The sequence below is a fragment of the Stenotrophomonas sp. AC248 genome, from assembly GCF_979258185.1.
Genome location: NZ_OZ409840.1, coordinates 519,175 through 543,999, shown reverse-complemented (window position 1 = coordinate 543,999; position 24,825 = coordinate 519,175). Strand labels below are relative to the sequence as shown.

The following is a 24,825-nucleotide window of genomic DNA, read 5'->3' as shown; positions in this document are numbered from 1 at the left end:
CCTTCGATGAAGATCGCAATGGACAAACTGGTGGCCGGCAGCATCGCGGCGGTGATCGCGGCGATGACCATTACCGCGGTGGTCAGCCTGGACCGCCCGGCGCAGGCGGCCACGTCGCAGGCGCAGGCGCTGGTGACGCTGCCTGCGCCCACCGGCACGGCCGACTTCAAGCCGCCCGGCATCAAGCGCGCGCAGGTGGTGTTTGCCGGCGGCTGCTTCTGGGGCGTGCAGGGCGTGTTCCAGCACATCAACGGCGTGGACAACGCGGTGTCCGGCTACATCGGCGGCAGCGCGGGCGATGCCAGCTACACGCGCGTGGGCAGCGGCGGCACCGGCCATGCCGAGGCGGTGCAGGTCACCTACGACCCGTCGAAGGTGAGCTACGGGCAGCTGATGCAGGTGTTCTTCTCGGTGGCCCACGACCCCACCCAGCTCAACCGCCAGGGACCTGATCGCGGCACGCAGTATCGTTCGGCGGTGTTTGCCGACGATGCCGGGCAGCGCGATGCCACCCAGGCGTATATCGCACAGCTGCAGCGCGCCAAGGCGTTCCGCGTCCCGGTGGTGACCACGGTTGAGGGCGGCAAGCGCTTCTATCCGGCCGAGGGCTACCACCAGAACTACCTCACCCTGCACCCGGAGTCGCTGTACATCCGCATCAACGACCTGCCGAAGGTGGAGGCGCTCAAGCGCCAGTACCCGGCCCTGTACCGCGACACGCCGCGGCTGGTGTCCACACTGTCGGCGCGCTGAAAAATGCCCCGGGTAGAGCCGACCGTTGGTCGGCTGCCTTTGGGGTAGAGCCGACCGTTGCTCGCCTGCCTTTGGGTGCCGGGATACGTGCAGCCGACCAACGGTCGGCTCTACCCGGACGGGGTCGAAAAAAGTGCACGGCGCAACACGGCACCGCCGTGCACGAGGGAAGTCCGGGACGCGCAGCGGCGGGACGCACTGCGCGGGAGGGAGCATGCTAGGCTGCGCGCAGCAGCGGATACAGAGCCAGCTTCCGGCCATCCGCACGGTTACAGATTGCGGCGGACTCTCCCCATGGCAGCCAACCTTTACCAATCCCTGGCCGATGAAATGGCCGATGCCATCCACAGCGGTCGGTTGCCGGTGGGCACCCGCCTGCCCTCGCTGCGTGGCCTGGCGGCGCAGCGCCAGCTCAGCCTCAACACCGTCATTGCTGCCTATCGCCAGCTCGAAGATGCCGGCCTGGTGGTACCGCGGCCCAAGGCCGGCTTCGTGGTCAGCCCGCGCCTGGCCGAACCGACCCGCTCGCTGCGCCAGGCGCCGTCGCTGGCCACCACCCAGGCCCAACAGCTGATGATGGCGCGGGTGCTGGCCGCGCAGCAGCAACCGGGCATCGTCGACCTGGCTTTCGCCGGCCCGCGCGGGCGTCGCTTCTATCCCGGCGACAAACTGGCGCGCAGTACCGCGCAGGTGCTGCGCCGCGCCGGCATGGTGGAAACCTATGCCCGCCCGAATGCGGCCACCCGGCTGCTGGAGCAGATCGTGCGGCGCGGGCCACGGCTGGGCCTGCACACCAGCACCGAGCGCCTGGTCCTCACCCATGGCGCCATGGAAGCGCTGCAGCTGGCCCTGCGCGCGGTGACGCGGCCCGGGGATGCGGTGGGGATCGAGGCGCCGTCCTACTTCAACCTGTACCCGCTGCTCAGCAATCTGGGCCTGAAGGCCATCGAGCTGCCCACCGATCCGCGCCGTGGGCTGGACGTGGATGCCGTGGCCGCGCAGCTGGAACGCGGTGCGCTGCGTGCGATCGTGGCCATGCCCACCGTGCACAACCCGCTCGGTTGCACCATGCCCGTGGCCGAAAAGCAGCGCCTGGCCGCGCTGGTCAACCACTACCGCATTCCCCTCATCGAAGACGCGGTGTATGCCGAACTGCAGTTCCAGGAGCCGCTGGCGCCGCTGCTGAAATCCTTCGATGAAGACGGCTGGGTAATGGTGTGCAGCAGCTTCTCCAAGACACTGGCGCCGGACTACCGCATCGGTTGGCTGGACGCAGGGCGGTTCGCCGCCGACATCCAGCTGCTCAAGTTCCAGTCCACCGGGGCCGAGCCGCGCCTGCTCGGCGAGGCCGTGGGCGCGTTCCTGGAAGCGGGCAGCTACGAGCACCACCTGCGCACGCTGCGCCGCCTGTACAACGACCAGGTGCGACGCGTGCGCGCGTTGATCGCCCAGCACTTCCCGGCCGGCACGTTGGCCACCCAGCCCACCGGCGGCTTCCTGTTGTGGGTGGAGTTGCCGGCCGGCATCGACACTGGCGCGCTGTTCGAACAGGCCTTGGCGCGCGGCGTGGTGTTCATGCCCGGCCAGGTGTACTCACGCGGCGCGCGCTACCGGCATTGCCTGCGGTTGTCGTGCTGCCAGGAACTGGACGCGCCGTACGTGGACGCGATCGCCACGCTGGGGCAGCTGGCCTGCGCCCTGCGCGATGCCTGAGTCCAAGCCCCGCGGTTACAGCTGCAGGCACCCGGCCAGCCCGGCCGGATCGGCCCCGGGCGCGAAGGGCAGGCGGCCCAGGCACGGCATCGCAAGGCGGTCGTGCAGCATGGTCATGTTGTCGTCGATGCGCGCCATCTGCGGGTCGACCTCGTTGCCGATCCAGCCGATGCAGGTGGCCCCGCTGGCCGCGATCGCCGCCGCGGTGAGGCGCGCATGGTTCAGGCAACCCAGCCGCAGGCCCACCACCATCACCACCGGCAGCTGCAGCGCGTGTACCAGGTGGGCCTGGTCCAGCGTGGCCGACAGCGGTGCCAGCCAGCCGCCCACGCCCTCCACCACCACCGTGTCGGCCTGTGCGCGCAACCGCCCGAAGGCCGCCTCGATCGGGTCCAGCGCCAGCTGCACGCCGGCGTCGGCGGCGGCCAGCTCGGGCGCCAGCGGCAGGGGCAGCGCGTACGGGTTGAGGTCGGCGTAGGCCGGCACCGGCTGGCTGGCGGCCAGCAGCGCGGTGGCATCCTCGTTGCGCCACCCGTGCGCGGTGCGCTCGCAGCCGCTGGCCACCGGCTTCATCCCCACCGCCGTGCCACCGCGCTGGCGCAGCGCGTGCAGCAGCACGCAGCTGCTGAAGGTCTTGCCGATGCCGGTATCGGTACCGGTGACATACAGGGCGGGAAGCGGGTAGGCGGTCATCACGGCCGGGATCGGGAAGGAGCGGTGCATTATCGACGGTCCCGGCGCGGCCTGCTGCTTGCTAGACTCCGGGCATGTTCGATACTTCCACGCTCACCGGCAGCAAGCCGGAACAGTACGGCCAGCTGCTGGCCCAGGCCCGCGCACTGGTACACGGCGAGCGCGACCGCATCGCCAATGCGGCCAACCTGTCGGCCCTGGTCTACCACGCCCTGCCGCACCTGAACTGGGTGGGCTTCTACTTCTTCGACGGCACCGAGCTGGTGGTCGGCCCGTTCCAGGGGCTGCCGGCCTGCGTGCGCATCCCGCTGGACAAGGGCGTGTGCGGCGCGGCGGCCAGCCAGCGCGTGACCCAGCGCATTGAAGACGTGGATGCCTTCCCCGGCCACATCGCCTGTGATTCGGCGTCGCGCTCGGAACTGGTGGTGCCACTGGTCCACGGCGATACCCTGATCGGCGTGTTCGACCTGGACAGCCCCTCGCTGGCGCGGTTCGACGCCGACGACCAGGCCGGCCTGGAGGCGATCGCCGCGGTGTTCGTCGAGGCCCTGGGATGAGCACCAAGCTGCGCAACATCGGTCCCAAGAGCGCAGCCTGGCTGCGCCAGGTCGGGTTGCGCACGCCCGAGGAGCTGATCGCGATCGGCGCGGTCGGCGCGTTCGTGAAGGTGCGCCGCGCCGGCTTCAAGCCCAGCCTCAACCTGCTCTACTCGCTGGAAGGCGCGCTGCAGGACTGCCATTGGCAGGAACTGCCCGAAGCACGCCGCACCGAACTGGTGGCCGAGTACGAGGCCATCATTGCCGACAAGCCGCTGAAAAAGGCACCCCCGGCGTCCGGCCCGGTCTACGACCGCACCGCCGAACGTCGCGATGATGAAGCCGACGCCGACGACGTGCCGCCGTTCGAACCGGACGACGAGACCGCGTAGAGCCGGGCTCTGCCGCGCCTCCGGGTACAGAGACCCCGGTTTGAACAACGCATCGCCATGCGCCCATTGTTCACCGCGCAACCGGCTGTCGTAGAGCCGGTGCGCACCGCACGCGATCAAGGCTGCTGCAGTTCCAGCAGTTCGCCCCACAGGCGGTCGTCCTCGCGCTCCACGCGCAGCTGCAGGCGGGTGCCGTGGTCGATGCGCAGTGCCCAGCACATTGCCATCGGCAGGCCACACACCTGCGACAGCACCATCCGCAAGGGGCCGCCATGGCTGACGATCAGGGTGGGCAGCGGGTCGGGGTCATCCAGCAACCGGTGCAGGCCACGGGCAATGCGGCGCTCGAAGTGGCCCCAGCTTTCGCCGTGCGGTGGCGGGTTGGCGTGCGGGTCCAGGTGGAACGCCGACAGCTCCTGCATCGGCAGCTCATGCAGCGCCTGCCCATCCCAGTCGCCGAAGTCGAGTTCGGCCCACTCCTCGTCGGCCACCACTTCCACCCCGTGCGGCAACGCGAGCGCATCGGCAGTGGCCAGCGCACGCTGGCGGGGCGAGCTCACCACGCGTTGCCAGGGCAGCCCCGCATAGCGTGCGCACAGGGCGTCGGTACTGCCGTCTTCCAGCACGGGGTCGGTGCGCCCGTCCAGGTGGCCGTCACGGCCGGTGCTGGCGTGGCGGATCAGGTCCAGGATCACGCCGCTGCCTGCGCGGTGGATGGAGCGGAACGGTGCTGCAACCTCGAAGGGGTCATGGGCATCACATCGTGGAACGAGGGGCATTCTAACCGCTCGCTCCGTGCCACCCCGCCGCGCCGGCTGCCGCAGCCAGGCCTTTGCTCTACACTGCGCGCACTTCCAGGTGACCTGCGGCGCATGCCGGCAGGTTGAAACGGGAAGCCGGTGACGCAGCAGACCCTTGCCTGCCACTCCGGCGCTGCCCCCGCAACGGTAAGCGTGGAAACACCCGGCATTACGCCACTGTGCTTGCGCATGGGAAGGCGCCGGGTGCGATGGCCCTGGCCATCGGCCCGCAAGCCCGGAGACCGGCCTGGAAGACGACTGGTTGCGATGCGGCGGGCATGGCGGCGGCAAGCGGCGCCGTGCGCGTGTCCGCCCACCGTCGATCCATCCCTGCAGCGCGATCATCCCCACCCCTTGCCGCGCGGGCGTGCGCGGTGCATGGAGTCATCGATGAAGCTGCAGATCCAAGTCCTTTCCCTGGCCGTGCTGTCGGCCCTGCCCCTGCTGGCGTCGGCCCAGGACGAGGCGACCGCGCTGGACCAGGTCCTGGTCACCGCCACCCGCACCCCGATCGCCCTGCAGGACAGCATCTCCCCGGCGCAGGTGATCGACCGCGCCGAGATCGAGCGCAGCCAGGCGCCGTCGCTGCAGGACCTGCTGCGTGGCCGCGCCGGCATCAACCTCAACAACAGTGGCGGGCTGGGCAAGCAGAGCTCGCTGTTCCTGCGCGGCACCAACTCGGCCCACACCCTGGTGCTGGTGGACGGCGTGCGCATCAACACCGGCGACCTGGGCCTGGCCATGATCCAGGACCTGCCGCTGGCGCAGATCGAGCGCATCGAAATCGTGCGCGGGCCGCAGTCCAGCCTGTACGGTGCCGACGCGATCGGTGGCGTGATCCAGATCTTCACCCGCCGTAACGCCGGCACCTTCGCCCCGCACTTCCAGGTGGGCGGCGGCAGCAACGGCCTGCGCGAAGCCAGCGGTGGCTTCGGCGGCAGCGGCGCGCGTGGCTGGTTTGGCACCGACATCGCCTACCAGCACACCGACGGTATCAACTCGTGCCGCGGCGATGCCGCGACCTTCGCTGGCTGCGGTGCCGACGAGCCCGACCGCGACGGCTACCGCAACCTGTCGATGAGCCTGCGCGGCGGTTACGCGCTGACCGATGCGCTGAGCGTGGAAGGGACCGCGCTGCGCGCCGAAGGCGAGAACCACTACGACGGTTACTACAACTATTCGGAAACGCTGCAGCAGGTGCTGGGCGGCAAGGTGCGTTACACCCCCAGCGAGCGCTTCACCCTGACCGCCAACGTCGGGCGTGCCGACAACGAATCGGACAACTACAACGGCAGCACCTGGCTGGGTGCGGCGCAGACCCACCGCAACAGCGCCTCGGTGCAGGCCGACGTGGGCATCGCCGAGGGCCAGCTGCTCAGCGCCGGCGTGGACTGGAGCCAGGACAACCTGGACGGCAGCAGCGCCGGCTACCTGGTCGACAGCCGCGACAATACCGGCGTGTTCGTGCAGTACCAGGGCCGCTTCGGCGCGCACCACCTGCAGGCCAGCGTGCGCAACGACGACAACGAGCAGTTCGGCAACCACACCACCGGCAGCCTGGGCTGGGGCCTGGAGCTGGGCAGCGGGTTCCGCCTCAACGCCAGCTACGGCACCGCGTTCAAGGCCCCGACCTTCAGCGACCTGTACGACCCGTGGAGTGGCGTGCCGGGCCTGGACCCGGAAAAATCGAAGAGCGCCAACGTCGGCATCGCCCAGCAGGGCGAGGGCTGGCGCTGGGGCCTGGACGTGTACGAAACCCGCATCGATGACCTGATCACCTACGATTCCACCACCTTCATGATGTCGCAGGTGGAGAAGGCGCGCATCCGCGGTGCCGAGTTGACCGGTGGCATCACCTTGGCCGGGTTCGACGTGAACGCCCAGCTCAGCCACACCGATCCGCGCAACCGCACCAACGGCAGCGCGCAGTTCGACAACTGGCTGGCCCGCCGCGCACAGAACACCGCGCGCCTGGACATTGACCGCAGCTTCGGTGGCTTCCGCGCCGGCGTGACCGCCAACGGTGCCGGCAAGCGCTACGACAACGCCGCCAACACCGTGCGCCTGGCCGGTTACGGCACGCTCGACCTGCGCCTGGAATACGCACTGAGCCGCGACTGGTCGGTGCTCGGCCGGGTCAGCAATGTGTTCGACCGCGATTACGAAACGGTGGCCTGGTACAACCAGCCCGGCCGCGAGTACCGCCTGAGCGTGCGCTACCAGCCGAAATAAGGGATCTGGACGGCGGCACTGCCGCCGTCCCACCCTCGGTAGGTGCCGACCGTTGGTCGGCACAATCATTGAACCTGGTAGGTGCCGACCGTTGGTCGGCACACGCGTTATCCGCCGCCGGTTACAGCACCAGCAATTCCCGCAGATCATCCACCACGGCCACCGCCTCGACGTTGTCCAGGTCGAGCCCGCGCGGATAGCCATAGCGCACCAGCGCCACCGGCATGCCTGCATCCACCGCCGCGCGGTAATCGGTGATCGAATCGCCCACCATCAAGGCGGCCTCGACGGCCACCTCGAACTGAGCGGCGATATGCCGCAACGGCGCACCACTGGGCTTGCGTTCCGGCAGCGAATCGCCGCCCAGCACCAGCGCAAACTGATCCTGCAGCCCGAAGTGCTGCAGCAACGGCGCCACCAGCGCGGACGGTTTGTTCGTGCAGATCGCCAGCGTCACCGCGCGTTCGCGCAAGGCAGCAACCGTTTCGGCCACACCATCGAACAGGCGCGGACTGCGCAACAGGCAGGCCTCGTAGTGCCGCATGAAACCGGGCATGACCGTGTCCAGATCGATATCACTGCCGGCCGCGGTGAATGCCTGTTCGACAAGCCGGCGCACGCCATCGCCGATCCAGGTCAGTACCGTGGCCTCCGCCACGCGGGGCAACTGCCAGTCCTGCAGCGTGCGGTTCAACGCTTCGGCAATATCGGCCGCGCTGTCCACCAGCGTGCCATCCAGATCGAACACCACCAACGGATACGGATACGACAAGGCAATGCTCACTTCCACAGCAGGGAAGCGCCATTGTACGGAGGTGCGTGTGTGATGCCGATGCACGCCCCGGTAGAGCCGACCGTTGGTCGGCTGCACGCGCCCGCTGCGGTTGCGGTTGCGGCGTGCTGATGCGCGGTTGCCGGATCAAGTGCAGCCGACCAACGGTCGGCTCTACCGGGGCCGCGTTTACAGCTGCGCCAGGAATTCCGGGCTGGCAAAGCGTTCCACCAGGAAATCCAGGAAGCTGCGCATGATCGTTGGCAGCTGCCGGCGGGAGGCATACACCGCGTGGATGCCCAGCCCTTCCACCTGGTAATCGGGCAGCACTTCAATCAACTCGCCACTGCGCAGCAACGGGGCGATCTGGTAGGTGGGCAGCATCGCGATGCCCGCGCCGGCGCGCACCGCTTCCAGCAGCAGCGATGCTTCGTTGGCGCTGATGTTGCCGCCCACCGCCACCGCGATCGCGCGGCCATCGCGCTGCAGGTGCCACACGCTCTTGCCCACGTAGTGGTGGGTCAGGCAGTTGTGCGCGGCCAGCGCGTCGGCCGTGGTTGGCGCACCGCGTTCGGCCAGGTACGACGGCGCCGCGCACAGCACCGAGCGGCACGGTGCCAACCGCCGTGCGATCAGCGCCGGATCGATCGCGCGCGAAATGCGCACCGCGATATCCACGCGCTCTTCCACCAGGTTGACCACCCGGTCCACCAGCAGCAGTTCCACCCGCGTCAGCGGATACCGCTTGACGAAGTCGGCCACCGCGGCGGCCAGGTGGATCTGCCCGAACGACACGCTCGCCGTGACCCGGATCAACCCGTGCGGCTCGGGGTTGTCGGTGGCCAGTTCGCCGTGCAGTTCATCGCCGATCGCCAGCATCTGCCGGAACCGCAGCAGCGCCGCCTCGCCCGGGCCGGTCAGGCTGATCCGGCGCGTGGTCCGGTGCAGCAACCGCGCGCCCAGCCAGCGCTCCACCTCGGCCAGGTAGCGGGTCACCATCGCCCGCGACATGTCCAACGCGTCGGCTGCCGCGGTCAGGCTGCCGCGCTCGACCACCTCCACGAACACGTTCATCGCCGTCATGCGGTCCATTTGATCGATCCGTGCAACAAATTAGCCCGTTATACGCGGTTTTTCGTTCGATTCCAGGCGCATACGCTGGCCTTCCTTCCTCAACGGACCTGCCCCCATGAAAATCGCCCTCGTTGGTGCCACCGGCAACATCGGCCGTGAAATCGCCCGCCAGGCTCTCGCCCGCGGCCACCAGGTCACCGCCATCGTGCGCCGTGAAACCGACCTGCCAGCCGAACTGGACGGCGCCCAGCTGGCCGTCGCCGCGCTGGACGACACCGACGCCCTGGCTGCGGTGATCGCCGGCCACGACGTGCTGGCCAGCGCCTTCGGCCCGCGCCCGGGTGATGCCCCCAGCACCGTGACCACCACCAGCGCCGCGCTGGTCAAGGCCGCGCGCCAGGCCGGCGTGCCCCGCTTCATCATGGTCGGCGGCGCCGGCAGCCTGGAAGTCGCCCCCGGCGTGCAGCTGGTGGATACCGAAGGCTTCCCGGATGCCTACAAGCCGGTCGCCCTGGCCGCGCGCGACACCCTCAAGCAGCTGCAGGCCGTCGACGACCTGGACTGGACCTTCTACTCGCCCGCCGCCGAGATCGGCCCCGGCCCGCAGCGCGGTGGCTTCCGCACCCAGGCGACGAATTTCTTGGTCGGCGATGACGGCCACAGCCGGATCAGCTACCCCGACTACGCCGACGCCTTCGTCAGCGAGATTGAAACCCCGCAGTACGTGCGGCAGATCGCCACGGTTGCGTACTGACCGAGCCGCCGATCTGGAGCAGCCGACCAACGGTCGGCTCTACCGGTCCCAGTGTCATGTCGGGGCCGTCTGGCCCCGGTGTCATGCCGGGGCCGTTCTGCACAGGAATTCTTGATATGCCGACCTTCTCCCGCACCACCTTGGCCCTGGCGTTGACGCTCGGTACCGCGCTCGGCGTGACCGCACCGGCCATCAGCCACGCCGCCGCGGCCACCGCCGATGCCCACGCGCTGCAGGTGCAGCCATACCACCCCGGCGACACCGCCCTGTTCTCCGTAGCCTCCACCCTGATCACCGGCCAGCACGACGCGATCCTCGTCGACGCCCAGTTCGCCGCGTCCGACGCCGCCCAGCTGGTGCAGCGCATCCGTGCGTCCGGCAAGCAGCTGACCACCATCTACATCAGCCACGGCGACCCCGATTATTACTTCGGCCTGGCCAGCCCTGCAGGACGCCTTCCCCCACGCCCGCATCGTCGCCACCGCCCCCACTGTCGCCCACATCACCGCCACCCAGGCCGGCAAACTCGCCTACTGGGGCCCGCAGATGGGCGCCGACAAACCCAGCCGCATCGTCATCCCCGACGTCCTCCAGGGCGACACCCTCACCCTCGAGGGCCAGCCGATGACCCTCATCGGCCTCCACGGCCCCACCCCCGACCGCACCGTGCTCTGGATACCCAACCTCCGCACCCTCGTCGGCGGCATCCCGGTGGTCGCCGGCGAACACGTCTGGATGGCCGACACCCAAAGCCCCCAATCGCACACCGACTGGCTGACCACCCTCACCACCCTCGCGGCCCTCAAGCCCGCCCGCGTCATCCCCGGCCACTACGCCCGCGGTGCCGCACTCGACGCCACCGCCCTCACCTTCACCGCCGATTACATCCGCGCCTTTGATGAAGAAACCGCGCGCAGCAAGAACGCGGACGCCTTGATCGCCGCGATGAAAAAGCGTTACCCGACCCTGCAAGGTGTGGGTTCGTTGGAGATCAGTGCGAAGGTCGCGAAGGGGGAAATGCAGTGGCCGTGATGGTGTGACACGCGACAGAGAAAAGCGATGTAACGCATCAAAGAAAATGCGCAACGTTGATTATTGTCATGCCACAACAGGACGATGACGGAGTATCGGCAGTCGATTGGGATGCGACCCTACCGAGCAGAAATTTCCAAGCACGATAAGCATGACGTGCACGATAAGCGTCGCGCGTTGCGCAGATGACGCCGTTGCCCGCCCCAACGCGCCGACCGAGTATCAGGGGGTGGTGCGGGTGGGTTGGCGGGACCGTTGGGCGCCATGGATGGCGCCCACGAGCCTCCAGGGATGGATTTACGGCGTGTCCCGCCAACCCACCCGCGCCACCCGGACCCTCATCAAGCACGCACCAACGCACTGGCTCTCAGCTGTTCGCTTATCGCTGTTCGCCTTCAGCTTTTAGCTCTTCGCCACAAGCGAAAATCACTCGCCATCCAGATGATCAAACAGCCCAGGCTGGCTCACCGCCTCGCGCTCGCGGAACCCGCCCAACCCCACCCCCACCAACCGATACCGCGTCTCTGCCGGCAGATCCACCCGCGCCCGCAACGCCAGCGCGATATCGCGCAACTCCTCACCCGATTCCGGCGGCGACTCCGGCGTAAAACTCCGCGTAATGATCCGGAACTGCGACGTCTTCAACTTCAGCACCACCGTGTGCCCCACCCGCTCCGTCTTCCGCGTCGCCCGCCACGTCTTCCCCGCCAACTCCACGATCGCCGCCTCCAGCGCCTCCAACGGCAGATCCTCCGCGAACGTATCTTCCGACGAAATCGACTGCACCGGCTGGTCCGGCTCCACCGCCCGCTCATCGATCCCCCGCGCCCGATTGAACAACCGCGCACCAAACGTCCCGAAGCGCCCCTCCAACACCTCCAGCGGCAATGACCGCAGATCGCCCACCGTCACGATCCCCAACTCTGCCAGCTTCCCCGCCATCACCTTCCCCACCCCCGGCACCCGGTTCACCGGCAGCGGCGTCAGAAACTGCTCCACCCGATGCGGCGGCACCACGAACTGACCGTCCGGCTTGCGCCAGTCCGATGCGATTTTCGCCAGGAACTTGTTCGGCGCGATCCCCGCCGACGCCGTCAACAACGTCTCCTCACGGATCTCCCCACGGATGATCGCCGCGATCTCCGTCGCCACCGTCATCCCCCCCTTGTGCACCGTCACATCCAGATACGCCTCATCCAACGACAACGGCTCCACCAGATCCGTATGCCGCAGGAAAATCTCCCGCACCTGCCGCGACACCGCCTTGTAGCGCACAAAATCCGGCGGCACGAACACCGCATCCGGACACAACCGCTCCGCACGCAGCGCCGGCATCGCCGAGCGGATCCCGAACACCCGCGCCTCGTACGACGCCGCGCACACCACCGAGCGTGCCCCCTTCCACGCCACCACCACCGGCTTGCCGCGCAGCGACGGATCGTCGCGCTGCTCCACCGACGCGTAGAACGCGTCCATGTCCACATGGATGATTTTGCGCAGAACAGACACGGCGGGAAGACTCGGACCTGGAAGCAGATGCGTAGATGAACAAGATTACAGCCACACGCCTGAGTATGGTCTTTTCATAACAACAACATGCGTTTTTCAAGCTGAAAACACTACGCCGGCGTACGGTTAAAACGTTTGATTGAATCACTTTTCCTCTGCACTCTTGCGCACTTGGTTCCAGCAACACAGCCTGCCCATGGCCGGCTTTACCCGATGGCTTCTTCAGGATTGCGCTTTCCATGACTCGTCTCCACGCGTTCTCGCGCGAACAACTGCTGGCCAGCGCCCGCGGTGAACTGTTCGGCCCGGGCAGCGGTCGCCTGCCCAACGATCCGATGCTGATGTTCGATCGCATCACCGACATCCGCGACGACGGCGGCCCCCACGGCAAGGGACTGGTACGCGCCGAACTGGATATCCGCCCGGACCTGTGGTTCTTCGGCTGCCACTTCATCGGCGACCCGGTCATGCCCGGCTGCCTCGGCCTGGATGCCATGTGGCAGCTCACCGGCTTCTACCTCACCTGGCTGGGCGCGCCCGGCCGTGGCCGCGCCCTGGGCTGCGGTGAAGTGAAGTTCACCGGCCAGGTACTGCCCGAGGCCAAGCTGGTCAGCTACGAAATCGACATTACCCGCGTCATCAACCGCAAGCTGGTGATGGCCCAGGCCGACGCCCGCATGCTGGTGGACGGCCGTGAAATCTACTCCGCCAAAGACCTCCGCGTAGGTCTGTTCACTTCCACCGAGAACTTCTGATGCGTCGCGTCGTCATTACCGGAATGGGCATCACCTCGTGCCTGGGCAACGATCTGGACACGGTCTCCAGCGCACTGCGTGAAGGCCGCGCCGGCATCCGCCACCTGCACGACCATGCCGAAGCCGGCCTGCGCAGCCACGTCGGTGGCAACATCGAACTGGACCTGGATGCGCAGATCGACCGCAAGGTCAAGCGCTTCATGAGCGATGCCTCGGCGTACGCCTACATCGCCATGCGCGATGCGATCGCCGATGCCGGCCTGGACGAGGCGCAGGTCGCCAATCCGCGTACCGGCCTGATCGCCGGCTCCGGCGGCGGCTCCAGCCAGTGGCAGGTCGAATCGGCCGACATCCTGCGCGCCCGTGGCGTGCGCAAGGTGGGCCCGTACATGGTGCCGCGCACGATGTGCTCCACCGTGTCGGCCTGCCTGGCCACCGCCTTCCAGATCAAGGGCCTGAGCTACTCGCTGTCGGCTGCCTGCGCCACCTCGGCGCACTGCATCGGCGCGGCGGCCGACCTGATCCGCCATGGCGCACAGGACGTGATGTTCGCCGGCGGCGGTGAAGACCTGCACTGGTCGATGAGCGTCATGTTCGACGCCATGGGCGCGCTGTCCACCCGCTTCAACGACACCCCGGCCAGCGCCTCGCGCCCGTACGACAAGGACCGCGACGGCTTCGTCATCGCCGGTGGCGGCGGCATGCTGGTGCTGGAAGATTACGACCACGCCGTGGCACGTGGCGCGCGCATCTATGCCGAACTGGTGGGCTACGGCGTCACCTCCGACGGTGCCGACATGGTCGCCCCGTCCGGTGAAGGCGCGGTGCGCTGCATGAACATGGCCATGGCCAACCTGAGTGGTCCGATCGACTACCTCAACACGCACGGCACCTCCACCCCGCTGGGCGATGTGACCGAGCTGAAGGCCGTGCGCGAAGTGTTCGGCCAGGACGTGCCGCCGCTGTCGTCGACCAAGGCGCTGTCGGGCCATTCGCTGGGCGCAGCCAGCGTGCACGAAGCGATCTACTGCCTGCTGATGATGCGCGACGGCTTCATCGCCGGCTCGGCCAACATCGGCGAGCTGGACCCGCTGGTGGAAGGCTTCCCGATCGTGCGCGAAAGCCAGGATGCGCAGTTGAACACGGTGATGTCCAACAGCTTCGGCTTCGGCGGCACCAACGCAGCGCTGGTGTTCGGCCGGGTGTGATGCCTGGTTGATGCAGTGACAGAAAAACCCGGCCAGCGCGCCGGGTTTTTTTTTGCCCGGATGGGGCGCGGTGAGTGTTTGTGGGGAGACGGAGCTGCTGGCAGCCAGGTGATGCGGTCTTCGGCGGCGGTCATGCGTTCGTCGCGCCGGTCAGCGGTGTCGGCGGTCGTTTGGGAACCGACCCTACCGGGGTCCGCGCGACGTGCGGATGGCAGATGTGGCGGGCCGCCAACGTCGTCGACCAACGTGCTGGTGGGCCATCGCTGGTAGGGTCGCTCCCCAGACGACCGCACGTGCCGTGTCCCGACCGATGGTGGGCATGACCTTGGCCGAAGAGGGAGGTTTGCGAGCGTGAGGCCGAGGCGGTCTTCGGCGGCGGTCATGCGTTCGTCGCGCCGATCAGCGGTTTCGGCGGTCGTTTGGGAACCGACCCTACCGGGTCTACGTGCCGTGTCCCGGCCGATGGTGGGCAGGACCCTGGCCGGAGACGCTGCTCGCCGGTGGGAACCCCGATCTACTGCAGATGCGGCAGCAGCAGGGTGTGCGCGTCTGCCAGCGAGTCGACGATGCGGTGGCCCAGGGCGCGCAGGTCGTCGTCGGGGTGCACCAGGTCGGGTACCTGGATTGCGGTCATGCCCGCGCCCACCGCGGCACGGATGCCGGCCGGCGAGTCTTCCAGTGCCAGGCAGCGCGCCGGGTCCTTGCCCAGCTTCTGCGCGGCCAGCAGGTAGATGTCCGGGGCCGGCTTGGGGTGGGCCACGTCGCTGCTGGTCACCACCACCTCGAAGAACGGCAGCAGGCCAGCCGCGGCCAGCTTGCGCGACGCGCGGGGCTGGCGGGTCGAGGTGGCCACCGCGCGCGCGATGCCGTGGTCGTGCAGCAGCTGCAGCAGGTCCAGGATGCCCGGCCGCAGCGGCAGGCCTTCCTGCGTGCGCGCTTCGTACAGGTCATGGCAGCGCGCGAACAACGCCGCCACCTGCCCCGCATCGATGTGCTGCAGCAACAGGCGCTCGCAGTCGCGGTCGCCCAGGCCGACGAAGCGCAACCACAAGTCATCGGCGAGCGGCAGCGCCAGCTCGTGCGCCGCCTGCGCCCAGCAGGCGATCGACACCCGCTCGCTGTCGATCATCAGGCCGTCCATGTCGAAGATGACGGCGTCCGGCAGGAACGGCAGCGCGGCGATCGCGGTCATGGCACGTTGAAGAGCGTTTCAAGATCGGCGGCATCCAGGATGCGCCACTGCCCTTCGCCAAGGTCGCCCAGGGTCAGCCCGCCGATGCGGCTGCGGTGCAGCGCCGCGACGTGGTTGCCCACCGCCGCGAACATGCGCCGCGCCTGGTGGTAACGGCCTTCGTGCAGCACCAGCTGCGCCTGGCGCGGCGACTGCACGTGCAGTTCGGCCGGCAGCAGCGGCTTGTCATCCGATTCCAGCAGCAGCGTGCCGCTGGCAAAACGCGCGGTTTCATCGCCACGCAGGTCTTCGGCCAGGGTGACCTCATAGGCCTTGTCCAGGCGCGACTTGGGCGAGACGATGCGGTGCAGCAGCGCGCCGTCGTCGGTCATCAGCAGCATGCCGCTGGTGTCACGATCCAGCCGGCCCACCGACGACAACAGCGGCGAACGTTCGCGGAAACGCGGCGGCAGCAGGTCGTAGATCAAGCGGCCCTTGTCCTTGGTCGAACAGGTGTAGTCGCGCGGCTTGTGCAGCATCAGGGTCAGGCCCTGCGGCGGGTCCAGCGGTTCGCCCTCGACCCGGATCGCCTCGTGCGCGACCACGTCATCGGTATACAGCACCTCGCCGTCGGCATCGGTGACCAGGCCGTCGCGGAACATCCCCTGCACCTGCTTGCGGCTGCCATAGCCCAGGTTGGCCAGAAGCTTGACCAGCTTCACGCGCGGCCTCCGCGGCCCCACGACGGCTCACGTTCCCGCGGCGCCCGGACCGGCGTGGCGGTCTTGCTGGCCTTGGTGGCCTGGATCAGCTTGAAGCCGTCGCGCTCGGCGGCCACGCGGACCTGGCCGAAGCTTTCGTTGAGGATCTGCTCGTACGGCAGGTGACGGTTGGCCACCAGCCACATCCGCCCGCCCGGGCGCAGCGCCTGCGCGGCCACGGCGATGAAGCGCTGGCCGATGTCGGGGCGATCGGCACGCGAGGGCGTGTGGAACGGCGGGTTGGTCACGATGAAGTCGTACTGCGCCTCGATCCCGGCGGTCACGTCCTGCCAGTGATAGGCCAGCGCGGCCGGCGCGCCGAGCGCGTCCAGGTTGGTGCGGGCCAGCGCCAGCGCGCGGCCTTCGGCCTCATACAGGTCCAGCCCGGTCACGCCGGGGCAACGGGCCAGCACTTCGGCGGACAGGTAACCAAAACCGGCGCCCAGGTCGGCACCGCGCCCGGCCAGGTCGGCCGGCAGCTGCTCCACCAGCAGCGCCGAGGCCGGGTCGATGCGGTCCCAGGCGAAGATGCCCGGGCGGCTCTGGAAGCGGCCGCCCAGAATCGCGCGGGGCGCGTCGAGGGTGGCCCAGCGCTTGGCCAGCGCGGCGTCGTGCTGGCCATCGAGCGGCGCGGTCCAGTAGGCGCGGCAGTGGTTCTTGGTGAGCTTGCCGCCCAGGCCGGTCAGCTGCTGCAGGTCGCCTTCGCCGGAGCGGGCGCCTTCGTTGTTGTGCTGGCAGGCCACCACCACCCCGCCCGGGGCGGCCAGCGCCACGGCGCGGGCAAACAGCGCCTTGGCTTCCTCACGCTGGCGCGGCGGCAGCACCAGCACCACTGCGTAGCGGGTGCTGTCGTCGGCCAGCTGCTGCTCGTCGCGGACGGTCCAGCCGCTGGCTTCCAGCGCATCGGCGAACGGCCGGAAGCTCTGCTCGCAGACCAGCTGGGTCGGCTGGGCATGCTCACGCAGGGGCCAGCCGTCGCGGGCGCGCAGGAACAGCACCGGGCCGGCGGGCCAGGACAGCACGCCACTGGCGAACGGCAGGAACAGGGTTTCCAGGGGAGCGTCGTGCTGGGCAGCCATCGAGAGGGGGCACATCTTGAAAAGAGACCGCCATTCTACCGGTTCGCCCCGATCGCCTCCGCCCGGGCCCGATTTGCGTTTATTCAACGCCATGTTGATGCCCCGGCAACATCCAAACCGTCAGGGTGGAGGCTCATTTGCGATGGAGATGGCTCATGCGTGCATTGTTTGTCGGTGGCGTGGTCGACAACAGCGAGATGGACATCGAGGGCGCCCAGCCCCCGGTGCACTACCCCCAGGACACCGGCGGCGGTCACTCACGCTACCGCCTGCACCAGGTCGGCAAGCAGGCCGACGGCACGGTGGCGTACGCGGTGTATGGCGCGCCGGACATGGCCGACGACGAGGTCTCGCGGGTGGCCGACGAACGCGCGTATGCACGGCGTTTCGAGGCCGAGCCCGAGGTGTTCGTGCACTGATGCGGGGATAAGCGCAGGCGCTGCCGCTTCGTGCCGGCCCTGCGCTTTACGTCGCCGTGCGGGCGCTGACGCGCATGGCGACTGGTTCAGCCCAATCACGCCGGTCTGCCCGGCGCGGGGTTACTCGACCGGGGGCAGCTGGCGGATGCTGGCGATCCGGTCGAGCCACACCAGGTGCTGCTGCACCGGGGTATCCAGGTCGTCGAGCCGCAGCTGGCCATTGCTGCCCTCGTTCTCCTCGGCATCGCGATACTGCTGCAGGGTGGGCTGCACCGCGACGGTGCCCAGCAGGCGGGTGCCGTCGTCCAGGGTGATCTCGACGTGGGTCTGGCCGCGCAGCTGCGGCAGCAGGGCTTCCAGCGCCGCGATCCGGGCCGGATCGGTATGGATGGTCGGGGCGTAACGGGACATGGGGACTCCTGTGGGGTACGTGTGCGGGGTTACCGGCGCTGCTCGGCCAGTACGCTGCGCACGGCCGAGACCAGCTGGGCCACCGAATACGGCTTGGCCACATGCTCCTGGAACCCGGAGGCGAGCGCCCGCTTGCGGTCGTCGGCACGGGCCAGCGCGGTGACCGCCACCGCCGGCAGCACCTGCGCTTCCACGCCGATGTCCTCGCGTAGCGTCCGTACCAGGCCGTAACCGTCCATGCCAGGCATGCCGATGTCGGTCAGCAGCACGTCGATGCCTTCATGCCCGCCCCGGTCCAGCAGGGCCAGTGCCTCGCCCGCCGAGGCGGCCGCGGTGACTTCGGCGCCCTGCTCCTCCAACAGCCGGCGCAGGTATTCGAGCACTTCGGGCTGGTCTTCCACCGCCAGCAGGTGCAGGCCCTTGAGCGGGAACGGCTCGATCACCTGTTCCCCTATGGGGCCACTGAACACCTCGCGCAGCGGGCGGCCGTCGGCCTGCGGCTGGTAGCGCGGCAGGCGCACGGTGAACGTGGCGCCGTGGCCGGCACCCTCGCTGGTGGCCGCCACGGTGCCGCCATGCAGCTCCACCAGCTGCTGCGCAATCGCCAGGCCCAGCCCGAGACCGCCATGGCGGCGGGTGGTGGTGCCATCGGCCTGGCGGAAACGGCTGAACAGGTGGCGCAGGAATTCGGGGGCGATGCCGTCGCCGGTGTCGGCCACGCTGATCGACCAGTGGCCGCCATCGCTCGCCAGGGTGACGGCCACGGTGCCTTCGGCGGGGGTGAACTTGATCGCGTTGGACAACAGGTTCCACAGCACCTGCTGCAGCCGCGTGGCGTCGCCCAGCACCAGCGTGGGCTCGTCAGGCAGCGCCAGGGTCATGTGCAGTGCCTTGCCTTCGGCCACCAGCTCCTGGGCCCGCATGGCTTCGGTCAGCTGCGCGCGCAGGTCCAGCACTTCCACTTCCAGCTGCACCTTGCCCAGCAGCATGCTGCTCAGGTCGAGCATGTCCGAGATCAGGCGCTTCTGCGCCATCGCGCTGTTGGCGATCACGCCCAGGCCCTTGTACAGCGGGCTGGTAGCGTCCACGCGCTGCAGCAGCAGTTCGCTCCAGCCCAGGATGGTGGTCAGCGGGGTGCGCAGTTCGTGCGACAGCGTGGCCAGGAACTCGTCCTTGAGCCGCGCCATGTTTTCGGCGGCACTGCGCGCAGCACGCTCGGACTGCAGCAGCTCTTCGCGCGCCATCTCGATTTCGCGGCGTTCGGTCACGTCCGGGCTGCTGCCGGCCAGGCCGATGAAGTGGCCCATGCGCGAGAACCGCGGGCGGGCATTCATTTCCAGCCAGCGCCATTGGCCATCGGCACGCAGGCCACGCACCAGCGCATGCATCGACCGCTGCGCCTTCAGTGCTTCCTGCAGCTCGTAATCGAATACGGACGCATCATCGGGATGGACCAGGCCCCGCCAGACGTTCTCGGGCACGCGCTGTTCGTCGCCGCCGAAGAACTCGCTGAAAGCGCTGTTGACGAAGCGCGCATGGCCCGCTTCGTCCAGCACCCACACCGGCATGGGCAGGCCATCGGCAAGCGCACTGAAGCGCGCCTCGCTTTCAGCCAGTTCCACTTCGATCTGCTTGCGGCTGCTGACGTCGAAGAACACCACGGCCACCTGGTGGTCGCCCGGCTCGCCCACCCGCACCGCTTCCACCGAATACCAGCGGCCCAGCGCACGCGCTTCCAGTTCGAACTGCTGGGATTGGCCGGTCAGGGCCACCTGGCCGTAGATGCGGAACCAGTCCGGCTCGTGGTCCGGCTGCAGCGCGGTCATGCGCTGCCCGCGCGCGTTGGCCAGCCCGGTGTTGCGCTCGAAGGCGTCGTTGACCTCAAGGAAGCGGTAATCCACCGCCTTGTTGTCGTCGAACAGCACTTCGATCACGCAGAAGCCGGCGTTCATCTGCTCCAGCACGCTCCGGTACATCCCCGCGTGGGACGCAACTGTCATGAAAGAGGGGCGTTCAAGAGTGGAAGTAGGCAGGCTGGGCAAGGGCGTCAAGGGGGCAACTGGCGAAACAGAGGGACACAGCATCTTCCAGAGGGCGTATTCGTAGCGTCAAGCGCCATGGGTGGGATTGACGTGGCCGACGACGTAGGTGAATTGGCGGCAACCGCCGCAGCGGCTGACGCAATTGGCGATTGTCCCACCGGGTGATCAGGATCACACTGAAAACCTGATCCCGTCTGTGATCGTGATCGAGGAGTCGTCATGAACCGCAAACCGTTGGTGGCCGGTCTGTTGACCTGCCTGTTGGTGATCGGCAGTGCGAACGCCGCAGGGCCCCGTACCGTGACCGACCCCCAGGCGCCCCGCGCCCTGAGCGGCGATGGCCCGGTCAAGGTGTCGTGGACCGACCCGGCCCAGTTCACCGAGATCCGGCAAAGCACCAACCGCTTCGAAGCCCAGCGCGGCAACTGGGTCCAGCAGCTGGCTACCTACGTCCAGACCAGCGCCGGCAAGCAGCTGCAGCCGGGGCAGACGCTGGATGTGACCCTGACCGACATCAAACGCGCCGGTGACTACGAGCCGTGGCACGGGCCGCGCGGCAACGATATCCGCATCCTGCGCGACGTCTACCCGCCGCGCATCGCGCTGACCTTCACCCTCACCGATGCCCAGGGGCAGGTGCTGGCGCAGGGCGAGCGCAAGCTGTCCGACAGCGGCTACCTGCACAACATCGGCCTGCAACGCGATACCGACCCGCTGCGCTATGAGAAGCGGCTGGTGGATGACTGGGTCCGCCGCGACCTGCGCAGCGACGCCACCGCCAGCCGCTGACGGTGGGGCCACGCCGAGCGTGGCGCCCCCTCAGGCGCCCAGATGCTGGTGCGGTACCCGCTTGACCGCGCACGGCAGCTGATAGGCGCTGACCCCGCACAGCGGCGCCAGCACATCCAGCCGCGGTGACTCACCCCACAGGGTCACCGTGCTGCCTACTCCGGCGTCGGGCAGGTCGGTCAGGTCCACCGTCAGCATGTCCATCGAAACCCGGCCGATCAGCGTGCCGGGCTGCCCGTCGATCTGCACCGGGGTGCCATTCGGGGCGAACTGCGGGTAGCCATCGGCATACCCCAGGGCGACCACGCCCACCCGGGTGGGCCGCTGCGCGACGAACCGCGCGCCATAACCCACGGGTTCGCCGATGCCGATCTCACGCACGGCGAAGACTTTCGACTGCATGGTCATGACCGGGCGCAGCCGCTCGGTGAGCACCGAATGGGTGGGCAGCGGGTTGGCGCCGTACAGCATCAGCCCCGGGCGCACCCAATCGCTGCGGACGTCCGGCCAGCCCAGCAGGGCCGGCGAATTGCACAGGCTGGTCTCACCGGCCAGGCCGTCGATGGTGGCGGCGAACAGGTCGGCCTGCTCGCGGGTGCGCAGGCTGTCCAGCTCGTCGGCGCGGGCCATGTGGCTCATGAGCACCATCGGCGCCACCTGCGGCAGCGCGCTCAGGCGGGCGTGCGCGGCGCGGAAGTCGGCCGGCGACAGCCCCAGGCGGTGCATGCCGCTGTCCAGCTTCAACCAGATCTTCAGCAGGGCGGTGGTCTGGAAGGCCAGCACCGCCTCCACCTGCCACGGCGCGCCCACGGCGAACCACAGGTCGTGCTGCACGATCAGCGGCAGCTCGTCGGCGTCGAAGAAGCCTTCCAGCAGCACGATCGGCGTGCTGATGCCGGCCTGGCGCAGTTCCAGCGCCTCTTCGATGCAGGCCACGCCGAACGCGTCGGCCTGGCCCTGCAGCGCGCGTGCGCAGGCAACCGCACCGTGGCCGTAGGCATCGGCCTTGATGGCCGCCAGGGTCTTGCGACCGCCGCCCAGTTCACGGGCAAGCTGGAAATTGGCGCGCAACGCGTCCAGGTCAATCAACGCGCGGGCTGGGCGCATGCTTTGGGCTCACTATGAACAACGGATGCGGCCGTGTGGCCGTAGCGGAAAATATCCAGGCCTTCGGTACTGATCTGCGGCTGGCGCGCGCTCATCAGGTCGGCCAGGTAACGGCCCGAACCGCAGGCCATGGTCCACCCCAGCGTGCCGTGGCCGGTGTTGAGGAACAGGTTGCGGTACGGGGTGGCGCCGATCACCGGGGTGCCATCGGGCGTGGCCGGGCGCAGGCCGGTCCAGAACTCGGCACGCGACAGGTCGCCGCCGTCCGGGTACAGGTCGCCCACCACTTTTTCCAGGGTGGCGCGGCGGCGCGGCGACAGCGACAGGTCGAACCCGCCCACTTCAGCCATCCCGCCCACGCGGATGCGGTCATCGAACCGGGTCACCGCCACCTTGTAGCTCTCGTCCAGGATGGTCGAGGTGGGAGCCATGGCCGGATTGGTGATCGGCAGGGTCAGCGAGTAGCCCTTGAGCGGGTAGACCGGCAGGCGCAGGCCGAGCGGATCCACCAGCGACGGCGAATAGCTGCCCAGCGCGACCACGTAGCGGTCGGCGGTTTCCAGCGTGCCGTCGATGCGCACGCCGGTGATGCGGTCGCCGTCGGTCTGCAGGCCGGCGATGTCCTGGTCGAAGCGGAACTCGACGCCGGCGTCCACGCACATCTGCGCCAGGCGCCGGGTGAACAGCTGGCAGTCGCCGGTCTGGTCGCGCGGCAGCCACAGCGCGCCGACCAGTTTGTCGGCGACCCCGGCCAGGGCCGGCTCGTGGGCGATGATGCCGTCGCGGTCCAGCACCTTGTAGGGCACCCCGTACTGGGCCAGCACTTCGATGTCCTGCGCCGAGGCGTCCAGCTGCTGCTGGGTGCGGAACAACTGGGTGGTGCCCAGGTCGCGGCCTTCGAATTCGATACCGGTCTGCTGGCGCAGCTCGTTCAGGCAGTCGCGGCTGTACTCGGACATGCGCACCATGCGCGCCTTGTTGATGGCATAACGCTCATGGGTGCAATTGCGCAGCATCTGCGCCAGCCACAGGTACTGGCGCCAGTCCAGGCCGGGGCGGATGGCCAGCGGCGCATGTTCGGAGAACAGCCACTTGACCGCCTTGAGCGGCACGCCCGGCGCGGCCCACGGCGAGGTGTAGCCGAACGACAGCTGGCCGGCGTTGGCGAAACTGGTTTCCAGCGCCGGACCGGGCTGGCGGTCCACGACCGTGACTTCAAACCCGGCCTGCCGCAGGTACCAGGCACTGGTGGTGCCGATGACGCCGCTGCCAAGGACTAGAACGCGCATGTAGCTTCTCCGACCCGATCATTCCCTGCACTGGAGCGTGCCGGGACCATAATTGCGGAAGTATATTCCGGCCAAACCAAGCTTTTGCCCTGTTTTTAGGAGCGATGACAGGATATTGTCGCGCCAACCCCCATGCCTGGATGACGCCGATGGCCGTGCGCCCCCGCGAACTGGACAAGATCGACCGCAAGATCCTGCGCATCCTGCAGGACGAAGGCCGCATTTCCTTTACCGAACTGGGCGAACGGGTGGGTCTGTCGACCACGCCCTGCACCGAACGGGTGCGGCGGCTGGAACGCGATGGGGCCATCACCGGCTACTACGCCAAGCTCGACCCGCACTACCTAAAGGCCAGCCTGCTGGTGTTCGTGGAGATCAGCCTGGCCTACAAGTCCGGCGACATCTTCGAGGAATTCCGCCGCGCGGCCCTGAAGCTGCCCAATGTGCTGGAGTGCCACCTGGTGTCGGGCGATTTCGACTACCTGCTCAAGGCGCGCATCAGCGAGATGGCGTCGTACCGCAAGCTGCTCGGCAGCACCCTGCTGACCCTGCCGCACGTGCGCGAATCCAAGAGCTACATCGTGATGGAAGAGGTGAAGGAAACGCTGACCCTGCCGATCCCGGATTGAACCGGGGCATTGAATGCAGAAGGCGGCGCGCTTGCGCGCACCGCCTGTGGTCATGCAATCCCGCGCGTCAGCGCTGTTGTTTGGAATCGGGGTGACGCTGGTCCGGCTGCTTGCCCTTCTGGCTCTGCTGGTCCCACTGTTGCTGGTTCTGCTGTCCGGCCTTCTGGTGCTGTTGCTGACTGCCCTGCTGTTCCTGCGGCATCTTGCCGCCTTTCTGGTTCTGCTGGTTGGTCATGATTGCACTCTTCTGGAAAACCCTTCGGAATACGCCGCGTTCCGGCGCACGCAAAGGGTCGCGCGAAAACGGTTAAACACAGGCGAAAAAGCGGTGAGATGGCGCGTTGATGCAGCTGACTGTGCGGCGTGGTTTGTGCACCGTTCATGCGCTGCACCAGTGCACGCCGCTTACGGTCGAATCTGCTGCCCATCGCCACTGGGAATGGCGTCGTAGTACTTGCCGGTGCGGGTATCGAGCACCCGGTTCGGCCCCACCTGTTTGGCGCCGGGAATGATCCGCCCGTGGCGGTCATACACCTTGGGCTGCAGGGTGGGGCCCTGGATCGGTTGCGTCGGGCCGGTGCCCCGCGCCTCGATGGGATGGCTGCGCAGTTGCTGCTGGACCTGGCTGTTGGATTTCACCGGCGCCATCTGCCCGGACAGGCTGTCCACCGGCGCCGGGCGCACCGGAGTGGGCAGCGGCGCCGGCGGCGCCACCACCACCGGGCGGGTCGCGGTGGGATTGGGCGGCGGACCGATCTGGGCCATGCCGATGGCCGGCAGCATCAGGCCCAGCGCGGTGGCAAAGCGGACGAGGCGGGACATGGCAGGCTCCGGCGGGGTGGGTTACTGCACCTTGCACCCACGCAGGTATCAGCACCATGAACGCGCCTGGATCGCCGGGGCGT

The 24,825-nt window shown here is 68.2% G+C and carries 25 protein-coding genes, 1 pseudogene and 1 riboswitch; of the genes and pseudogenes, 12 read left to right on the top strand and 14 right to left on the bottom strand.

From position 1 onward, the window contains the following. Positions 1-6 precede the first annotated feature (6 nt). Together msrA and ACZ0AE_RS02440 are read left to right on the top strand one after the other, a co-directional pair. Positions 7-753, top strand: a complete 747-nt coding sequence (gene msrA / locus ACZ0AE_RS02445) for a peptide-methionine (S)-S-oxide reductase MsrA (RefSeq protein ID WP_463600309.1) — start codon at positions 7-9, stop codon at positions 751-753. A gap of 294 nt (positions 754-1,047) precedes the next feature. Continuing rightward, positions 1,048-2,466 (top strand): aminotransferase-like domain-containing protein, encoded by a 1,419-nt coding sequence (locus ACZ0AE_RS02440; RefSeq protein ID WP_463600308.1) that lies wholly within the window; start codon positions 1,048-1,050, stop codon positions 2,464-2,466. 15 nt (positions 2,467-2,481) lie between these two features. On the opposite strand, the gene bioD is transcribed toward ACZ0AE_RS02440, so the two are convergent. Beyond that, positions 2,482-3,159 carry a dethiobiotin synthase gene (gene bioD, locus ACZ0AE_RS02435; protein ID WP_463602050.1) on the bottom strand — a complete coding sequence of 226 codons (678 nt, stop codon included), beginning with the start codon at positions 3,157-3,159 and terminating at the stop codon, positions 2,482-2,484. 74 nt (positions 3,160-3,233) lie between these two features. Here bioD and ACZ0AE_RS02430 point away from each other — a divergent pair, with 74 nt between their 5' ends. Together ACZ0AE_RS02430 and ACZ0AE_RS02425 are read left to right on the top strand one after the other, a co-directional pair. Further along, on the top strand, positions 3,234-3,716 hold the full coding sequence (locus ACZ0AE_RS02430; protein WP_038690679.1) for a GAF domain-containing protein: 483 nt from the start codon (positions 3,234-3,236) through the stop codon (positions 3,714-3,716). Continuing rightward, on the top strand, positions 3,713-4,087 hold the full coding sequence (locus ACZ0AE_RS02425) for a TfoX/Sxy family protein (RefSeq protein ID WP_463600307.1): 375 nt from the start codon (positions 3,713-3,715) through the stop codon (positions 4,085-4,087). The genes ACZ0AE_RS02430 and ACZ0AE_RS02425 overlap by 4 nt, the downstream gene beginning before the upstream one ends. Positions 4,088-4,203: 116 nt before the next feature. Here ACZ0AE_RS02425 and ACZ0AE_RS02420 read toward each other — a convergent pair whose 3' ends face one another. Continuing rightward, positions 4,204-4,866 carry a histidine phosphatase family protein gene (locus ACZ0AE_RS02420; protein WP_244880140.1) on the bottom strand — a complete coding sequence of 221 codons (663 nt, stop codon included), beginning with the start codon at positions 4,864-4,866 and terminating at the stop codon, positions 4,204-4,206. A 60-nt stretch (positions 4,867-4,926) separates the two neighbouring features. Continuing rightward, positions 4,927-5,152, top strand: a riboswitch (cobalamin riboswitch). Between the two features lie 125 nt (positions 5,153-5,277). Here ACZ0AE_RS02420 and btuB point away from each other — a divergent pair. Then, positions 5,278-7,119, top strand: a complete 1,842-nt coding sequence (btuB, locus tag ACZ0AE_RS02415; RefSeq protein ID WP_463600306.1) for a TonB-dependent vitamin B12 receptor — start codon at positions 5,278-5,280, stop codon at positions 7,117-7,119. A 121-nt stretch (positions 7,120-7,240) separates the two neighbouring features. Here btuB and gph read toward each other — a convergent pair whose 3' ends face one another. Beyond that, entirely contained in the window at positions 7,241-7,891 is a 651-nt protein-coding gene (gene gph / locus ACZ0AE_RS02410) for a phosphoglycolate phosphatase (RefSeq protein ID WP_463600305.1), read from the bottom strand. Positions 7,892-8,080: 189 nt separating this feature from the next. Beyond that, positions 8,081-8,983: a LysR family transcriptional regulator gene (locus ACZ0AE_RS02405; protein WP_463600304.1), complete on the bottom strand. Its 903-nt coding sequence runs from the start codon at positions 8,981-8,983 to the stop codon at positions 8,081-8,083. A 97-nt stretch (positions 8,984-9,080) separates the two neighbouring features. On the opposite strand from ACZ0AE_RS02405, the gene ACZ0AE_RS02400 reads away from it, so the two are divergent. Together ACZ0AE_RS02400 and ACZ0AE_RS02395 are read left to right on the top strand one after the other, a co-directional pair. Beyond that, positions 9,081-9,719, top strand: coding sequence for an NAD(P)-dependent oxidoreductase (locus ACZ0AE_RS02400; protein ID WP_038690689.1), 639 nt, complete (start codon positions 9,081-9,083; stop codon positions 9,717-9,719). A gap of 116 nt (positions 9,720-9,835) precedes the next feature. Next, positions 9,836-10,751 (top strand): annotated as a pseudogene (locus ACZ0AE_RS02395) (MBL fold metallo-hydrolase). A gap of 426 nt (positions 10,752-11,177) precedes the next feature. On the opposite strand, the gene dinB reads toward ACZ0AE_RS02395, so the two are convergent. Continuing rightward, entirely contained in the window at positions 11,178-12,260 is a 1,083-nt protein-coding gene (dinB, locus tag ACZ0AE_RS02390; protein ID WP_463600303.1) for a DNA polymerase IV, read from the bottom strand. A 239-nt stretch (positions 12,261-12,499) separates the two neighbouring features. Between dinB and fabA the strand changes: the two genes are divergently transcribed. Both fabA and fabB read left to right on the top strand, forming a co-directional pair. Then, complete coding sequence (gene fabA / locus ACZ0AE_RS02385; RefSeq protein WP_038690696.1) at positions 12,500-13,015, top strand: 3-hydroxyacyl-[acyl-carrier-protein] dehydratase FabA; 516 nt, start codon at positions 12,500-12,502, stop codon at positions 13,013-13,015. Next, complete coding sequence (gene fabB / locus ACZ0AE_RS02380) at positions 13,015-14,223, top strand: beta-ketoacyl-ACP synthase I (protein WP_463600302.1); 1,209 nt, start codon at positions 13,015-13,017, stop codon at positions 14,221-14,223. Before fabA ends, fabB begins: the two co-directional genes overlap by 1 nt. Positions 14,224-14,737: 514 nt before the next feature. Here fabB and ACZ0AE_RS02375 read toward each other — a convergent pair. From ACZ0AE_RS02375 to ACZ0AE_RS02365, 3 genes are read right to left on the bottom strand one after another with little or no spacing between them, the layout of a single operon-like run. Next, positions 14,738-15,415 carry an HAD family hydrolase gene (locus tag ACZ0AE_RS02375; RefSeq protein WP_463600301.1) on the bottom strand — a complete coding sequence of 226 codons (678 nt, stop codon included), beginning with the start codon at positions 15,413-15,415 and terminating at the stop codon, positions 14,738-14,740. Continuing rightward, entirely contained in the window at positions 15,412-16,116 is a 705-nt protein-coding gene (locus tag ACZ0AE_RS02370) for a pseudouridine synthase (RefSeq protein ID WP_038690702.1), read from the bottom strand. Before ACZ0AE_RS02370 ends, ACZ0AE_RS02375 begins: the two co-directional genes overlap by 4 nt. Further along, positions 16,113-17,234, bottom strand: coding sequence for a class I SAM-dependent methyltransferase (locus ACZ0AE_RS02365; protein WP_313246008.1), 1,122 nt, complete (start codon positions 17,232-17,234; stop codon positions 16,113-16,115). Before ACZ0AE_RS02365 ends, ACZ0AE_RS02370 begins: the two co-directional genes overlap by 4 nt. Before the next feature lie 155 nt (positions 17,235-17,389). On the opposite strand from ACZ0AE_RS02365, the gene ACZ0AE_RS02360 reads away from it, so the two are divergent. Then, a complete protein-coding gene (locus ACZ0AE_RS02360; protein WP_038690707.1) occupies positions 17,390-17,653 on the top strand; it encodes a hypothetical protein in 264 nt (87 codons plus the stop codon). Between the two features lie 120 nt (positions 17,654-17,773). Here the strand turns inward: ACZ0AE_RS02360 and ACZ0AE_RS02355 are convergent, their stop codons facing one another. Next, the gene (locus ACZ0AE_RS02355) at positions 17,774-18,064 is read right to left on the bottom strand and encodes a DUF3247 family protein (RefSeq protein ID WP_137191148.1); all 291 of its coding nucleotides are present in this window, start codon (positions 18,062-18,064) and stop codon (positions 17,774-17,776) included. Between the two features lie 29 nt (positions 18,065-18,093). Continuing rightward, on the bottom strand, positions 18,094-20,064 hold the full coding sequence (locus tag ACZ0AE_RS02350) for a hybrid sensor histidine kinase/response regulator (RefSeq protein WP_463600300.1): 1,971 nt from the start codon (positions 20,062-20,064) through the stop codon (positions 18,094-18,096). A 261-nt stretch (positions 20,065-20,325) separates the two neighbouring features. Here ACZ0AE_RS02350 and ACZ0AE_RS02345 point away from each other — a divergent pair, with 261 nt between their 5' ends. Then, positions 20,326-20,895, top strand: a complete 570-nt coding sequence (locus tag ACZ0AE_RS02345) for a DUF3016 domain-containing protein (RefSeq protein WP_038690710.1) — start codon at positions 20,326-20,328, stop codon at positions 20,893-20,895. Between the two features lie 30 nt (positions 20,896-20,925). On the opposite strand, the gene alr is transcribed toward ACZ0AE_RS02345, so the two are convergent. Together alr and ACZ0AE_RS02335 are read right to left on the bottom strand one after the other, a co-directional pair. Beyond that, positions 20,926-22,002: an alanine racemase gene (alr, locus tag ACZ0AE_RS02340; protein WP_463600299.1), complete on the bottom strand. Its 1,077-nt coding sequence runs from the start codon at positions 22,000-22,002 to the stop codon at positions 20,926-20,928. Further along, the gene (locus ACZ0AE_RS02335; protein ID WP_141058517.1) at positions 21,981-23,291 is read right to left on the bottom strand and encodes a D-amino acid dehydrogenase; all 1,311 of its coding nucleotides are present in this window, start codon (positions 23,289-23,291) and stop codon (positions 21,981-21,983) included. Before ACZ0AE_RS02335 ends, alr begins: the two co-directional genes overlap by 22 nt. A gap of 149 nt (positions 23,292-23,440) precedes the next feature. Here ACZ0AE_RS02335 and ACZ0AE_RS02330 point away from each other — a divergent pair, with 149 nt between their 5' ends. Then, positions 23,441-23,920, top strand: coding sequence for an Lrp/AsnC ligand binding domain-containing protein (locus ACZ0AE_RS02330; RefSeq protein WP_038690714.1), 480 nt, complete (start codon positions 23,441-23,443; stop codon positions 23,918-23,920). Between the two features lie 67 nt (positions 23,921-23,987). On the opposite strand, the gene ACZ0AE_RS02325 is transcribed toward ACZ0AE_RS02330, so the two are convergent. Further along, entirely contained in the window at positions 23,988-24,155 is a 168-nt protein-coding gene (locus ACZ0AE_RS02325; protein WP_038690716.1) for a hypothetical protein, read from the bottom strand. A gap of 170 nt (positions 24,156-24,325) precedes the next feature. After that, the gene (locus ACZ0AE_RS02320; RefSeq protein WP_141058518.1) at positions 24,326-24,742 is read right to left on the bottom strand and encodes a classical arabinogalactan protein 4; all 417 of its coding nucleotides are present in this window, start codon (positions 24,740-24,742) and stop codon (positions 24,326-24,328) included. Positions 24,743-24,825: the final 83 nt, after the last annotated feature.